This is a genomic window from Sphingobacterium sp. E70 (assembly GCF_019285695.1).
GTDB classification, from domain to species: domain Bacteria; phylum Bacteroidota; class Bacteroidia; order Sphingobacteriales; family Sphingobacteriaceae; genus Sphingobacterium; species Sphingobacterium detergens.
Genome location: NZ_CP079104.1, coordinates 895,608 through 909,332 on the forward strand (window position 1 = coordinate 895,608; position 13,725 = coordinate 909,332).

At 37.3% G+C, this 13,725-nt stretch carries 16 protein-coding genes and 3 pseudogenes; 7 read left to right on the top strand and 12 right to left on the bottom strand.

Translation table 11 applies throughout. From position 1 onward, the window contains the following. Nucleotides 1–154 precede the first annotated feature (154 nt). The 5 genes and pseudogenes from KUH03_RS06500 to KUH03_RS06520 all read left to right on the top strand — a co-directional run bounded on the left by KUH03_RS06500 (nucleotide 155) and on the right by KUH03_RS06520 (nucleotide 3,731). On the top strand, nucleotides 155–457 hold the full coding sequence (locus KUH03_RS06500) for a hypothetical protein (RefSeq protein ID WP_257092091.1): 303 nt from the start codon (nucleotides 155–157) through the stop codon (nucleotides 455–457). After that, entirely contained in the window at nucleotides 454–636 is a 183-nt protein-coding gene (locus KUH03_RS06505) for a hypothetical protein (RefSeq protein WP_257092092.1), read from the top strand. Before KUH03_RS06500 ends, KUH03_RS06505 begins: the two co-directional genes overlap by 4 nt. A 181-nt stretch (nucleotides 637–817) precedes the next feature. Continuing rightward, nucleotides 818–1,834 carry a sugar MFS transporter gene (locus KUH03_RS06510; protein WP_257092093.1) on the top strand — a complete coding sequence of 339 codons (1,017 nt, stop codon included), beginning with the start codon at nucleotides 818–820 and terminating at the stop codon, nucleotides 1,832–1,834. A gap of 287 nt (nucleotides 1,835–2,121) precedes the next feature. Continuing rightward, nucleotides 2,122–2,983, top strand: a pseudogene (locus tag KUH03_RS06515) (N-acetylglucosamine kinase). A gap of 526 nt (nucleotides 2,984–3,509) precedes the next feature. Continuing rightward, on the top strand, nucleotides 3,510–3,731 hold the full coding sequence (locus KUH03_RS06520) for a hypothetical protein (protein WP_257092094.1): 222 nt from the start codon (nucleotides 3,510–3,512) through the stop codon (nucleotides 3,729–3,731). A gap of 477 nt (nucleotides 3,732–4,208) precedes the next feature. On the opposite strand, the gene KUH03_RS45425 is transcribed toward KUH03_RS06520, so the two are convergent. Genes KUH03_RS45425 through KUH03_RS06530 form a run of 3 tightly spaced genes read right to left on the bottom strand, consistent with a single transcriptional unit; the run spans nucleotide 4,209 to nucleotide 5,201 of the window. Continuing rightward, complete coding sequence (locus KUH03_RS45425; protein ID WP_306429485.1) at nucleotides 4,209–4,454, bottom strand: hypothetical protein; 246 nt, start codon at nucleotides 4,452–4,454, stop codon at nucleotides 4,209–4,211. Between the two features lie 2 nt (nucleotides 4,455–4,456). Then, nucleotides 4,457–4,891 carry an MBL fold metallo-hydrolase gene (locus tag KUH03_RS45430; protein WP_306429486.1) on the bottom strand — a complete coding sequence of 145 codons (435 nt, stop codon included), beginning with the start codon at nucleotides 4,889–4,891 and terminating at the stop codon, nucleotides 4,457–4,459. 10 nt (nucleotides 4,892–4,901) lie between these two features. Beyond that, nucleotides 4,902–5,201 (bottom strand): YbaB/EbfC family nucleoid-associated protein, encoded by a 300-nt coding sequence (locus tag KUH03_RS06530; RefSeq protein WP_306429487.1) that lies wholly within the window; start codon nucleotides 5,199–5,201, stop codon nucleotides 4,902–4,904. A gap of 103 nt (nucleotides 5,202–5,304) precedes the next feature. Here KUH03_RS06530 and KUH03_RS06535 point away from each other — a divergent pair, with 103 nt between their 5' ends. After that, a complete protein-coding gene (locus KUH03_RS06535) occupies nucleotides 5,305–5,931 on the top strand; it encodes a hypothetical protein (protein WP_257092095.1) in 627 nt (208 codons plus the stop codon). Nucleotides 5,932–6,020: 89 nt separating this feature from the next. On the opposite strand, the gene KUH03_RS06540 is transcribed toward KUH03_RS06535, so the two are convergent. After that, nucleotides 6,021–6,992 (bottom strand): hypothetical protein, encoded by a 972-nt coding sequence (locus KUH03_RS06540; protein WP_257092096.1) that lies wholly within the window; start codon nucleotides 6,990–6,992, stop codon nucleotides 6,021–6,023. A 252-nt stretch (nucleotides 6,993–7,244) separates the two neighbouring features. Here KUH03_RS06540 and KUH03_RS06545 point away from each other — a divergent pair, with 252 nt between their 5' ends. Then, nucleotides 7,245–7,814, top strand: a complete 570-nt coding sequence (locus KUH03_RS06545) for a thymidine kinase (protein WP_257096740.1) — start codon at nucleotides 7,245–7,247, stop codon at nucleotides 7,812–7,814. Nucleotides 7,815–8,182: 368 nt separating this feature from the next. Here KUH03_RS06545 and KUH03_RS06550 read toward each other — a convergent pair whose 3' ends face one another. The 8 genes and pseudogenes from KUH03_RS06550 to KUH03_RS06585 all read right to left on the bottom strand — a co-directional run bounded on the left by KUH03_RS06550 (nucleotide 8,183) and on the right by KUH03_RS06585 (nucleotide 13,659). Next, nucleotides 8,183–9,073, bottom strand: coding sequence for a hypothetical protein (locus tag KUH03_RS06550; RefSeq protein WP_257092097.1), 891 nt, complete (start codon nucleotides 9,071–9,073; stop codon nucleotides 8,183–8,185). Next, nucleotides 9,070–10,044, bottom strand: a complete 975-nt coding sequence (locus tag KUH03_RS06555) for a hypothetical protein (protein WP_257092098.1) — start codon at nucleotides 10,042–10,044, stop codon at nucleotides 9,070–9,072. Before KUH03_RS06555 ends, KUH03_RS06550 begins: the two co-directional genes overlap by 4 nt. Before the next feature lie 150 nt (nucleotides 10,045–10,194). Then, the gene (locus tag KUH03_RS06560) at nucleotides 10,195–10,902 is read right to left on the bottom strand and encodes a hypothetical protein (protein ID WP_257092099.1); all 708 of its coding nucleotides are present in this window, start codon (nucleotides 10,900–10,902) and stop codon (nucleotides 10,195–10,197) included. 117 nt (nucleotides 10,903–11,019) lie between these two features. Further along, on the bottom strand, nucleotides 11,020–11,466 hold the full coding sequence (locus tag KUH03_RS06565; RefSeq protein WP_257092100.1) for a phospholipase D-like domain-containing protein: 447 nt from the start codon (nucleotides 11,464–11,466) through the stop codon (nucleotides 11,020–11,022). Then, nucleotides 11,430–12,482: a phospholipase D-like domain-containing protein gene (locus tag KUH03_RS06570; protein ID WP_257092101.1), complete on the bottom strand. Its 1,053-nt coding sequence runs from the start codon at nucleotides 12,480–12,482 to the stop codon at nucleotides 11,430–11,432. The genes KUH03_RS06565 and KUH03_RS06570 overlap by 37 nt, the downstream gene beginning before the upstream one ends. 57 nt (nucleotides 12,483–12,539) lie before the next feature. Next, nucleotides 12,540–12,812 carry a sulfite exporter TauE/SafE family protein gene (locus tag KUH03_RS06575; protein ID WP_306429488.1) on the bottom strand — a complete coding sequence of 91 codons (273 nt, stop codon included), beginning with the start codon at nucleotides 12,810–12,812 and terminating at the stop codon, nucleotides 12,540–12,542. A 178-nt stretch (nucleotides 12,813–12,990) separates the two neighbouring features. Next, nucleotides 12,991–13,227, bottom strand: a pseudogene (locus tag KUH03_RS06580) (sulfite exporter TauE/SafE family protein); the annotation flags it as partial. A 9-nt stretch (nucleotides 13,228–13,236) separates the two neighbouring features. Beyond that, a pseudogene (locus KUH03_RS06585) lies at nucleotides 13,237–13,659 on the bottom strand (FixH family protein). Between the last annotated feature and the right edge of the window lie 66 nt (nucleotides 13,660–13,725).

Here is a 13,725-nt window from a genome sequence, read left to right on the forward strand (position 1 = left end):
ACAAAGAAAAAAACAAATTTTGTTATTTCAAAATATTTCAAAAAAATATTTACTATTGTAGCTAGTAAAACGATTTAACGACATTTTTAGATTGAATTTTATATTTTTTTCATAAGTTCGTACCTTTCAAAATTTAAGTTTTTAGATCCCTTATATGGAACAGCAACAAACTAAAACCAATTACCCCGCACTCTACACATTGATTATTGTGTTTTTCTTTTGGGGATTCATTGCAGCGGGAAATAGCGTATTTATCCCATTCTGCAAGAATTATTTTCACCTAGATCAATTTCAATCGCAGCTCATTGACTTTGCTTTTTACACGGCCTACTACATTGGAGCATTACTCCTGTTTATCTTTAGTTCAATTGGCGGTAAAGACCTTGTTGGAAAGTGGGGTTACAAAAAAGTATCGTTTATGGTCTACTATTTTCTGCTTTGGGAGCAGCAGCAATGATTGTGGCGGTCGAGGTAAATTTATATATTGGAATGTTGTTGGGTCTATTTGTGGTTGCACTTGGATTCTCGTTACAGCAAACAGCTGCCAATCCCTTCGCCGTTTTATTAGGTGACCCAAAGACGGAGCATCCCGTGTCAACCTTGGCGGTGGTATCAACTCATTCGGAACGACAATAGGACCATTGGTGATTGGTTTCTCGCTATTTGGAACATTTGAGCCGATCTCAGATTCAGAAATTGCCAATCTTCCTTTAAATAAAGTTGTATATCTATATGTTGGTGTTGGTTTGTTGTTTATTTTGGCTGCAGCATTATTCAATTTCAGTAAAAAGTTCCAGCTGGAATTAGCAATGAACCCATGGAAAAAGCCAATAAGGCTTTACGTACCTTGATCATCATGACAGTTCTACTATTCGGTATGTTCACTCCAGTATTCCTAAGTTACAAAAGTGACCTTGCATTGCATATCGAACAGCTCCATCAACAAGCCTCAAGCCTCACTGATCAGCTACAAATCGACCAATTAAAAGCACATATTAAAGAAGTTGCCAAACCTCTTGAAACACAACGTATGATGTGGTTAGCAGGTGCATTAATTGTTGTTATCGGCGGTTTACTTTTCTCCAACAGAAGCGCGAAAAAGAACCCTGAAGGCTGGGGAGCAATGAAATATCCGCAACTGGCTTTGGGAATGCTTGCATTATTTATCTATGTAGGTATCGAAGTTGCTATTGGTAGTAACTTAGGTGAGTTGCTTACTTTAAAAGAATTTGGCCACCTACAGTCTTCACAAATCACACCATATGTATCCATGTATTGGGGAAGTATGATGATCGGTCGATGGGCCGGAGCCATTACAGCATTCAACCTCAGTAAATCGGCTAAAAATGGACTGCTGATTATTGTTCCTTTAATCGCTTTCTCGATTATAATTGGTGTCAATACACTTGCAGGCTTCGAAATGTCACACCTTTATTACTATGTGATCTGTATTATTCTGCAAATCGTTGCTTTTTATCTAAGTAAAGAAAAAACCAGCCCGTACATTGATCATTTTCGGTTTATTTGGAATCATCGCCATGTTAATCGGCCTTTTCTCTTCAGGTACGATCGCGATTTATGCATTTTTATCTGGAGGACTTGCCTGTTCAATTATGTGGTCATCTATTTTCAGTTTATCAATCGTTGGTCTAGGAAAATATACTGCTCAGGGTTCAGCATTCCTGGTCATGATGATCCTTGGTGGTGGTGTCCTTCCTCCTATCCAAGGAAAATTGGCAGATCTTATTGGAATACACAACTCCTATATCCTACCATTAATCGGATTCTGTTATATCGTTTTCTTTGCTGTATTTGTCAAGGGAATTTTAACTAAACAAGGAATCAATATTGATGAAATCGAGGCGGAAGGAGCACATTAAAAGCATCAACTAATTGTAAATAGTACACTATTTAATCAATTTTATTACAGCACCCAAAAACTGGCTTAACAGTATTGTTAAGCCAGTTTTTTTATATTATGAGCAAATTCATAAAATTTATTTTTTCAAAAATACTCGGATAAATTATGATATTTAAAATTAAAAAATGTATTTTCGGGGAATTGATTAATGAATTGATTACTCATTTTATAACGATAAACACAATTAAAACTACTCAATAATGATAATCATTGCTGACGGGGATCAACAAAAACAAACTGGTGTTTGTTAGACGATTCAAATAAAAAAATCTACTTCAACACAGAAGGGTATAACCCGTATTTTGTTGACAGTGAATACATTGTAAACTCCCTAAAAAAGGATTACCGCAGGATTTACCTTTTGAAAAAATCGCGGAAGTAAATTATTATGGTGCAGGGGTCCATAATAAAGAGAAGGCACAGATCGTAGTTGATGCACTAAAACACGTATTTACTACAGCGAAAGTGGAAGTGGGACATGATCTCCTTGCTGCAGCAAGAGCATTACTGGGATCCGAAGCTGGATTTGCTGCGATCTTGGGTACAGGAACAAATTCTTGTCTCTATGACGGCAAAGAAATTACATTAAATATTGATTCCGGAGCTTACATTTTAGGTGACGAGGGATCGGGTAGTTACATTGGTAAAAAATTACTTGCAGACTATGTTCGTAATTTAATGCCTAAAGATGTAAAGGAAGTGTTTTGGAACACGTATAAAATGACGAAAGATGAAATCATGGACGCGGTGTATACCAAACCTATGCCTAATCGTTTCTGTGCAAGTTTCAGTAAATTCGTATATGACAATAATGTAAATATCGAATATACACGTAATATTGTAGATGAAGCATTTGAAGCTTTCTTCAGAAATTTAGTAAGTAAATATCCTAATTATCAAAGTTATACTTTTAATTGCATTGGTTCAGTAGGCTACAATTTCAGAAATGTATTAGCTGAAAAAGCTGAACAATATGGCATGAAAGTAGGTAAAATTTTGCGTTCTCCTATTGATGACCTAGTACAATTTCACATCGATAGAGCGGCAGCAACTGCTAAATAGAAAAGGAAAATAATCTTTAACATATTTAAAAAAGGTGCATTAGATGATGCACCTTTTTATTACCTTCTCCTTTCAACAAATCAAATCTAGCTTCAAAATTAGGCTAATTAGACTGAGATCTTGACAAACAACTTTTGAATTCCTTCTTTTCCAAAAATTTCCTCATTTTTAAAAAACTAACCTACAACAATTAAGCTACAATATTAAATTCTAATAAACTTATTCATACCGTTTTACGGGAAATTTTAATAATTTAATAACAGGAATTTCATCAGTACAAAATAAAATTACCTTTTTTTTGTAAAAGAATATTTATAGTTTATTCCGATGAAAAGAAGCCTTGATATACTTGTACTCTCAGACATACACTTAGGTACATACGGAAGTAGAGCCAAAGAACTTTTACTTTACCTGGAATCCGTCGCCCCAAGATATTGATCCTCAATGGCGATATTGTAGATATTTGGCAATTTAAAAAAGCTACTTTCCACAAGATCATTTAAAGGTCATCAAGAAGATTATCGATATGAGCTCAACTGGTACTGAAGTCCATTACATTACTGGTAATCACGACGAAATGTTACGCAAGTTTACTGACCTCAAGTTAGGAAACATCAAACTGAGCAACAAGCTACTTCTTTCACTTAATAATCAAAAGGTATGGATCTTTCATGGCGATGTTTTCGATGCATCCATCCATCATTCAAAATGGTTGGCAAAACTTGGGGTTGGGGTTATGACAAATTGATCCAACTTAATAATGTGATCAATTATTGTCTAGATAAAATGGGAAAGGAGAAATACTCACTCTCAAAAAAAAAAAAAAAATTCTGTTAAAAAGGCCGTTAAGTATATCTCAGACTTCGAACATACAGCAACCGAGTTAGCTATTGAGAAAACTATGATTTTGTAATCTGTGGTCACATTCATCAGCCCCAAATAAAGGAGGTCATTACTCGAAAAGGTACATGCACCTACATGAATTCGGGCGATTGGATTGAAAATCTAAGCAGCTTAGAATACAAAAATGGGGAGTGGAAGCTCTTCTATTTCGAAGAAAACAAGGAGCAAATCCTTAAAAACAAAATCATCGACACCCCACTTTTCAGTCTAGAAGATTTAAAGAAAATTGTCATATCATCTTAGCCGAAAAGCACAGTAACAATATATCTTGGAAGAAATTATAAAAAGCAAAAAGGCCGAACTAGTTCGGCCTTTTTGCTTTTTATAATTCTATTGTCTCTCCGATTTTTGGAAGAGACAATGAGATGTCCTCATTCTGGAATTTGTCAAAGGCCTTTTGTTTGTCAATCTGAATCGGTGGAAATGAATCGTAGTGTATCCCGACCACACGGGAGCAATTGATAAATTCTGCCGCTCTGATCGCATCATCCACATCCATTGTATAGTACCCACCAATCGGAAGAAAAGCCCAATCCAGCTTCAGATCAGCAAGCAGTTTCATCTCCATTGTCAAGGCAGTATCACCAGCAAAATAGATCTTTTGCCGTGTACATTAAAGACAAAGCCAACTGGAAACCCACCATATTGGCCATCTGGCGTACTGTTGGTATGAGCAGCATAAACCATCTTAACGGAGCCAAAAGGTAACTGTATTGTACCACCGAGATTGAATTCAACAACTTTATCTTCGGGTACCCCTTGTCTCCTTACCCACGCAGCTGTCTCAACGATGGCCAATACTGTCGCATTACTATTCTTTTGAATGGTAGCCATATCGGCGACATGGTCTTGATGTCCGTGGCTCAAAAAGATGTAATCTGGTTTAATCGTATTTACATCAATTGCTTTCGCTAATGGGTTATACGTTACGAATGGGTCCAACAAAACCTTCGTTCCGTCAAAATCAAACTCAACACAAGATTGACCGTAATAAGTTGCTTTCATAATCATGTATTTATTGATTAAATAATCCGCCTAAGCCGCCTAACATATCTTTACTCGCAGCTTGCATTTCAGCTTGACTGATATTCTCCGCTTGGGCTATTGCTTTATTCAAAGCAACCACTAACAATTCCTCTAATTCTTCTTTATCAGCATTGGACAAAAAAACAGGATCGATCGTAATCTCTTTAATCTCCTTATTGGCTGTCGCCACCACACGGATCAAACCGCCCTCAGCCTCACCGGATACCGAAATGGTATCTAGTCTTTTTGATTTCTTCTGCCTTTTGCTGTGCCTGAAATAATTTGTCAAACATATCTATAACATTTATTTGATGCCAATTTACAAAAATCCTCCAATACCTACTATTGCTAATTTACTTTCGCTAATGCTACCCTTTTTGTATTTTTGCAGCATGCAAAGCAATCAAGAAAAATTAGTTGCCCATTTTTTGGAACAGCTGAATCTAAATAACACTTCTGTCCCAGAGGAAATATCTGCTAAATTAATGGCAAAGCAATCTGAAATCGTTAGCATTGAAGATGTGATTGCCTATATCAATACACTTGGGGAAGAATTAAATATCAAGCAAAACGTAGCCGAGCTCATCGAAAAAGTAGAAGATGAGACCAGTATCCTCATTCACAAACTTAAATTTATAACGGCTAGCGACAGACCCAAAGTATTGGTTTTAGATCGAATTGATCCACAGGAGATCAACCAGTCTGCCTTTCTACAAGAATCCATAAAAATCGCAGGCGGAATCCCCACGACAATAGCTCATGAAGCCGATAAAATAATCATAATTGACAGTGATGAAAGTGTATTTACTCAAATACCTGTTTTATTGAACGATCAAGCAATTGCGCAATCAAAGGCGATCGAACTTGATCAGCTATTTATTATGACCAAGCCTAATTTTGCCAGTATTCCAGGCTACGAATACCTAACGGAATTAGAATCTTTAGCCGAGATCTTCCAACCAAAATATTTTGTTTATGGTCACGAAGGCAAAGAATGGTTGCAATTTCAATTGAAATAGAATTATAAAATAACAATAGTCAGACTATCGCATAAAAAAAGCATCTTTAAAGTGATTAAAGATGCTTTTTTCTTATGGAAAATATTAAATTAACTATATCTTCTGCGTAATACCTCATACAATTTTTCGACGGTATGAGGTTTATCTGCCCATCTGTTCTTAACCGCATAATTCGTTTGCAAAAATGCGTCAGCTTCTGCATAACTGCTGAATCTATTCAGTAGCTCCACTGCTTCACTGTAAGCTAAACTGTAACCATTGAATAAATCTTTAATAAATAAAAGTTTATCATTCAAACTTATCCCGGTCTTGATGTCAGTCAGTTTATCAGAACTTCCAGATTGGTTCACTTGATATACTCGGTTCTGTACCCCTGCTTGTTTTTGCTGTGAAATAATCTCATTTAACGTAAGCGGTCTCGAAGGTACCTCCTCCACGATTGTATTCACTTCTTCTTGGATAATACTCTCCTGAACTTCCTTAATGATGATCTCTTTTGGTTCTTCTACGATTTCAGTAACGACAACAGGTTCTTCCTCTACAAGGTCTATCGTGGGTTCATCTACTTTATACTGTTTTTCCTCAATATGCTCAACAACAGTTTCATTTATTGTATGATCAGTTTCATGTGTTATTTCCGGTGAATAATGCGCTGTTGATAAGTCATTGGTTTCCTGCATTTCCTCTTTCACTTCAACAGTATCGCCATTTAACTTTGTAGTGTCCTCATTGCGAACAATAGCTTTCTCATCGCGTTCCGGTTCCGCAATAGTTTGGCTGGATGCTCGTATCGAAGAAGGTGGCGTAAAATAGTCATTAAATGCTATTTTTCTACTCTCCATCACCGACTCTCGCAAGGTATTTTGACCTTGTCCACCCTGTAGCACGGCATCTGTTTTAAGTAAAGTGACATAAGCCGCAACAGATTGTGCTTTAGCTTCCAAGTTCACTAGCTCACCTATTTCAGTACCAGTGTTCCTTTCTGACAAAGCCAAATACTGTGCATTCAAATCCTGTAATAAATCTCCTATCTTATTAAAAATTTCCTCTTTAGTACCCATAATTTTATTTGAAATCGCCTATTAATCGTTTATAACACCTATACTTTCTCTAACCTAAAAAGTGGAAAACTCAATCCTTTGATTTATAAATATTTGAATCTGTATTCACTTTTTGCTACTCAAATTTAATATTTAATTTCGATATTAGCATTGTCAAAAACAGAATATAATAGGAGGTCTATTGACAAATAATACCTTATTTGCTGGCTATCCAAAAAAATAATTTAATCAAATGCTTTTTCCGAACATAATCTGACATTGCGACCAGCTCGATATGGAAGTATTGAAGTTATCTGTGGGTCAATGTTCTCTGGCAAGACCGAAGAGTTAATACGCAGGCTAAAACGGGCACAATATGCGCGACTAAATGTTGAAATTTTCAAACCTTCCGTGGATAAACGATATGATGAAAAATTAGTCGTTTCTCATGATAGCAATAGTATACCCTCCACCCCTGTCGAAAATTCATCAGCGATATTACTATTGAGTTCGGCCACCCAAGTTGTCGGAATAGATGAAGCGCAATTTTTTGATGACGGATTGACAGAAGTATGTGTCAAATTGGCAAACAGTGGTGTTCGTGTAATTATTGCAGGATTGGATATGGATTATAAGGGACAGCCTTTCGGTCCTATCCCTAGTTTGATGGCTGTAGCTGAACATGTCACCAAAGTCCATGCAGTTTGCATGCAATGCGGAGCACCAGCAAATTATTCATATCGATTGACAAAAGATACCCAGACCGTACTCCTTGGTGAAAAAGAAGCCTATGAGCCACGCTGTAGACAATGTTATTATCATTTAGATCAACAAGGCATCTAATTCCAGCCCAGAAAACGATGATTACAATTCCAGTCCTACTCCTACATTCTGCGGGGAACGTAGCTGGCTCATATTTTCCTGCACAATTGACTATCAGTAGTCTTCAAGTTAGCATAGCTACATTTATAATATTTCTGTTAAAAATAACTGCCAAATAGACTAGAAATCTATTTGGCATAGGATTTGAAATATACTTTACAAATAAGAAGATAAACGCTTTTAAAGCGACAAAATACTTTTCATAATTTAGGTTTATAATTGGTTAGTTTGCACCTCCTTGCCCATCAAGGAGGTGTTTTTTTTCACAAAAAAACGCTGCCCCTTTCACAAAAGAGCAGCGTTCCTATTAGACATTTTCCTTTATTCTATTAAGGTTGTACACGGTAATTAATCACCTTTCGACCTATATTTCCTGTTTGGTCCATTCCCTCTACAATTACTTTATAATTACCATTTCCATCAGCATTATAGAATTGTATTGCTGTCTCCCCTGTCTCCGTTACCTGTACTTTCGGGTTCCAATAAATTGTAGTCCGCAGATCGTTGGCTGATTTTTGTTCAGGTGTATCGTACTTTGGCGTGTAGAACTTACGTTCCTTAACATAACCTAGCGGGAACATATCGATAACATTCGATTTGGGCAACAATTTTTCAATTTCACTTAGTGCCATTCGAGGTTTCTTGGCTTCAACTTTCTTGGTATAAATCGACACAACACCGTTGTTTTGATACATTCTTGACACTGTACCCAATTCGTCACGCAAAAAGATTTCTATCCCTTCGATATCCGCAACGTTGATACTATTTAATCCAGGTTCGTCAATAGCCATACCATTTAGAAAAAACTGAACTGGGGTACGTCCACCGGCATTGTAATCGCGCGAAACATAATATTTCAATGTTTGTGGATCATAGGTAATGCCCGTTAAAACAGTTTGCAGACACATGGTCAATACGTTACACCCAGTCAAACGCTCGGCTTCGATACGATGTTCAGGCATTGATAAACCAGAAATTGCAGGAAAATCCTTATTTGTAATTACCTTTTTCTGTACAGCCGTCACTTCTACTTCATCCAATAAGATGGATTTTCTGTATTCTTTACGACTGTTATCCAAATAAGGAGCGAATGCTTGATCTATATTGGGAACGAAATAGCTTTTATAACCATTATTTTTGTCGATTTCAGGATAATAAGTCTGATCCATATTGATCACCAAACTACGGTAATTATCATTTGACCTTGCATTTACCGTCACTTTCGACGAATCCGGAAAAACGAGATCTTTGAACGTAAAACGACCGTTTTGATCGGTATATACATCTTTTTAATATTCCGTGAAGGCACAGACAACAACAAGCCACCATTAGGATACGGGCGGCCTGTGTTCATCCGTAAAATACCCGACAATTCTATCCCTTGCTCTGGGAGAAAACTGATCTGCGGTAACTTTTCGGAGATTAAAGCAGGGTAATCAAAACGGCGATATCCCTGAGTCATTAATAATGCATCCAACGCCTTTTCTCTATTCGGATTTTTTTCATCAAAATATGCATTTGGATTTTCGACATTCCCTTTCAACTCTGAAGTCAGCAAAAAGTTGCTTACAATGGAGAGATCAGCCTGATCATTGTAGGGAACCTTAGACTCATCAATAACAGAAACGGAATAACTACCGGGATATTTCTGTCCATTATTATCAACTGAAAGTTTCAGGTTGACCGGATCCTTCGCCTTATAACTCTGCTTATCACTTGCAACTTGAATATTAAGCAATTTCTCACTCTGAACAAATGCCAAACGTTCACTTACAGGTTTGCCATCCGGGGTCAATAAAGTAACCTGAGCAATTCCATTTGGCAAACGTTCCTTTGGAATATTAACCAGCGCAGATGACGACTTTAAATTCACCTGAGCTCCAAAGCAAAGATGTCCATTGGATTGAACCAATACATAATAGGATTGTCCCTGATTTTTAGAAAAATTCTCTTCACTGGTCACTACAGCAAATTCAGCATTCTTTTCATCCTGCTTAACAAACACAACATTTGCTTTATCATTAACAACAGCCGGAAGTTTATATTTACGTTCCTGTCCATTGTCAAATTTTATGGATGCCTGATAGTTTTCTCCAGCCAAGGGTAATAAAGAGAAATAGCCCATACCCGATCCAAAATCTTCAAATTCTGCGACCGACTTTCCTTTAGAATCAAGGATTGTACCTTTCACCTTCAAACTCTTACCATCAGATCCTACAGCTTTAAAAGCAACTTTCTTAGCAAATCCAGCAATTAAGTCACCACCTTCCGAAAAAACTGCACATCAGCGTCCCACAAAGCATTTTTGAGCAGGAAAGAACTGGACAAAGGTTTTTCATTCTTATTTTCTTGTATACTTACCTTTAATTGTCCCTTCTAAATCAGCCCTCTCCTTTGCCGATAAACTGATCGTCACCTTTCCCATAGCATCCGTTTCACCTTTCCCCTTATCTACCGTTTCCCATCCAGCAACAAATTCCCAGTTGATCTTAGAATTAATCATCGGTTTACCTGCGCGATCCCTAAACTGTATAACCGCCTGACTTTTATTTCCGTTAAGATTATTCTGAAATTCAATATTGGTGATCAATTTTTTATTGATCACATCACCTATCGGAACTATTTTATTAAAAAAATAAGATGCGTCAAAGTTTGACATCCATTTTGTATACGCTCTGAAACGATAGTTGTCCTGTGTCATGAACTGCGGATCGAGGACCATCTGCCCATTTCCAACACCTTTATCCAATGGAATTCTAAAAGTTTGGATCAGAGAGTCTCGGCTATTCAAAACTTCCACATAGGCTATTTTACTTGGCTCATATTCTGGTAGATTACGTGATAAATAGGAGGAAAACCATAACGTATCTCCTACCGCATAATAAGGTTTATCAAAATGTAGATGTACTTTTTCTGTTGGGTAGCCCTGAAAATATTTTTGAACCCGTTCTACGATTGTATTAATAGGCAATGTAGGTGCAGTCTGTGCATAAGCCGACCCGACTCCTAAAATCCCTATCGATAAAGTCAATAGTTTTATGTGCTTCATTGAAAGTCTTAGAATTAAAAAAGAATAGCTAAATATATTCAATTTTAACCAAAGGCCCATCCTATTATGGTATTTTTAACATTTATTATACCATTGTACCCTTATCCACGTAGCCGACTAAAGTAAAGGCGCGAGTAAACGACAAATGGAATCCACACCACGTTTCCAACGACTTCTTTGCATCCATTTACGAATTGTGATTAAATCCGAGGATTCAATATCAGCAAGAAATTGATTGTTCATACGTTCACAAAGCGCTTTGTCAGAGACAATCCCAGATATCTCAAAATTGATATAAAAGCTCCTGATATCCAAGTTGGTTGTCCCGATATAGGCTAGTTTGCCATCAATACAGATTGTTTTGGCATGGAGAAATCCTTTGGTATATAGGTATACATTTACTCCCCTTTCGAGCAGCGGCTTGATAAAGGAGAAGGAAGCATGTTGTACAAAAAAGGAATCAGATTGCGCAGGTAACATGAGATCAACTCGAACTCCCGAAGAAACCGCCAACATCAATGCAGTTGTCAATTGGTCACTTGGAATAAAATAAGGCGTACACAATTGTACATATTCTTTTGCTTCATTGATCCCGCTATAATTGCCTCCATATTGAATGGAGCAGGAGAACCGGGATCACTAGCTGTAAAACCAACACCACTCGCATCTTCATTTGTGATCGGGAATCTATTTAAATAGCCTTTACCCAGTTCAAATGATTCCGCATCCGTTTGGTTCCAACTGTTCCAAAATTGAATTTGTAAGGTATTTACGGCAGCACCAATGATCATCATCGCAGTATCGCGCCAATAAACATCATTTTTCCCATTGTTGATATAACGATCCGAAATATTGATTCCGCCAACAAAACCAACTTTTCCATCAATCACCGCAATCTTACGGTGATTTCGGTAGTTACTATTTGCCAATGAAGTGAAAGTAACTGGGAGAAAAGCTTCAAAAAGAAAATCGGGTTTATGTCGACGCAAATATTTAATCACATCAGGTGCTCCAAAGCTGTCTAGTATCAAACGTACCGTCACACCAGATTTTGCCTTCTCTTCCAAAATCTTTAATATTTCCCGACCGATTTCATCCATTTCCCAGATATAGTACTCCATATGGATGGAATGTTTTGCATTTTTCAATTGCTGAATCAGTACCGGAAACTTTTCCTCGCCATTAATAAATAAGGTAACATCGTTATTCAGAGAGAATGTGGATATTTTCTGGTTTTTGAGGTACCGATACACCATGGCTAAACTACCGATGCGTTCGTTCAGCGTATCAATATGTTCTTCCATAATTTCCGATTCCTTACGCCAAGCATCAAGCAATTTCTTTGATTGCTCTCGATACATCCGTTTCATCCTTTTAACCTTCTTGAATTTCTGCCCAAAGAAATAATAACTGAGCAAACCGATTACAGGTAGAAAGACAATCACCATAATCCAGGCAATCGTTTTGGCAGGATTGCGGTTTTCGATCAAAATGGTACCAATGACACCAATATATAAAATGAGTAAGGGAATCCAGTAATATTGTAAAGCAATTTGTAAAATATGATGAAGTACCTCCATATGATGCGCTAAGTTTAATATCAAATATAATACTTAGCACTGACAAATTGTTTGCTGTTAAGCACAGTTTATCGCGCCGTCAATATGAATTAAAGGGCTTAAATAGGGGATATCTAAGTTTGCGCCTCGGAGTATAAACCAGATTCCCAGCAAAAAATATAACACGGGAATCCATTTTGAAAAGCTAATTTTGAAAGATCTGGAGAAGTTTCCCAAGAAGGAAAACAAAAACAGGAGTGGAATTGTCCCCAATCCAAAGCACAGCATAAATAGGAAACTCTGTTGTGAACTGTCCGCATTCATTGCGGACATTAGAGCCATATAAACCATACCACAGGGCAATAATCCGTTCAATACCCCAGCGATAAAACTCCCCAGGTTTATATAACCATTTCGACAGAAGCCTGACAACAGGCTGCACGGAACGAGTCTGCAAGCTGGCAATTGTACGATTGTTTTTCCCTATAAGCTGAACCACTGCAATCAGCACTAATAATACTCCCGTGATCCAGCTCAATGCACGTTGCCAGCCCTGGACTTGGGCAAATGTACCTATCGTTCCCAAAAGAAAACCGAGACTACCATAAGTCAAAACCCTGCCTAACTGATAAAGTACTTTATTTAGAAAAACAGCCCAGCTTAGTCCTTGCCTACCCTCAATTGCAAAAATTAAGGGACCACACATGACCGCACAATGTATGCTACCAAATAAGCCCATAAAAAATGCAAAGTAGGTGTAACTCATTTTCTCGGTTTAAAATAAAATATGTTCCTCAAATAGAAAATCCTTACCAGCGCTTTCCCAGTCAACATACAAATTCCACATCCCTTTATCGAATGAGGAAATGGGTAATGTAAACAGATTACCAGTTGTCTGAAATGGCAACTCCTTATCTAGCGTATTATCTGAAGGCTTACGGAACAAAAGCTTTCCCTATTCACTTTGGAGACGAAATGGATATAAAGTGTATCTTTTCTAAGCTCGATAGTTGGCGTCTCTTTCATGTTCAGCACATTCTGTTTTTTTTTCATAAGCCTGGTCATAGTTCAAACCCTGTTCATAGTAATCATCTTCTTCCAAGCTGTCCGAGTTGTGGCTGACCATATACAATCCAGCTCCGACAATGCACAACATAAATACCGCCAAGCTCAAAAAAATTTTTGTACCCCAATTCATTATTTTTATTTTTTTAATTCATGCCAGGAGGAGCAATGAAAGTAGTTTTTAGACTTTCCACCTTTT

Excerpts from the sequence above, each read along its gene's own strand:
- KUH03_RS06535 (WP_257092095.1), top strand. The coding sequence starts at position 5,305 with ATGCAAAGCAATCAAGAAAAATTAGTTGCCCATTTTTTGGAACAGCTG.
- KUH03_RS06560 (WP_257092099.1), bottom strand. The coding sequence starts at position 10,902 with ATGAAGCACATAAAACTATTGACTTTATCGATAGGGATTTTAGGAGTC.
- KUH03_RS45430 (WP_306429486.1), bottom strand. The coding sequence starts at position 4,891 with ATGAAAGCAACTTATTACGGTCAATCTTGTGTTGAGTTTGATTTTGAC.
- KUH03_RS06520 (WP_257092094.1), top strand. The coding sequence starts at position 3,510 with ATGAGCTCAACTGGTACTGAAGTCCATTACATTACTGGTAATCACGAC.
- KUH03_RS06575 (WP_306429488.1), bottom strand. The coding sequence starts at position 12,812 with ATGGTTTATATGGCTCTAATGTCCGCAATGAATGCGGACAGTTCACAA.
- KUH03_RS06500 (WP_257092091.1), top strand. The coding sequence starts at position 155 with ATGGAACAGCAACAAACTAAAACCAATTACCCCGCACTCTACACATTG.
- KUH03_RS06570 (WP_257092101.1), bottom strand. The coding sequence starts at position 12,482 with ATGGAGGTACTTCATCATATTTTACAAATTGCTTTACAATATTACTGG.
- KUH03_RS06505 (WP_257092092.1), top strand. The coding sequence starts at position 454 with ATGATTGTGGCGGTCGAGGTAAATTTATATATTGGAATGTTGTTGGGT.
- KUH03_RS06510 (WP_257092093.1), top strand. The coding sequence starts at position 818 with ATGGAAAAAGCCAATAAGGCTTTACGTACCTTGATCATCATGACAGTT.
- KUH03_RS06540 (WP_257092096.1), bottom strand. The coding sequence starts at position 6,992 with ATGGGTACTAAAGAGGAAATTTTTAATAAGATAGGAGATTTATTACAG.
- KUH03_RS45425 (WP_306429485.1), bottom strand. The coding sequence starts at position 4,454 with ATGGAGATGAAACTGCTTGCTGATCTGAAGCTGGATTGGGCTTTTCTT.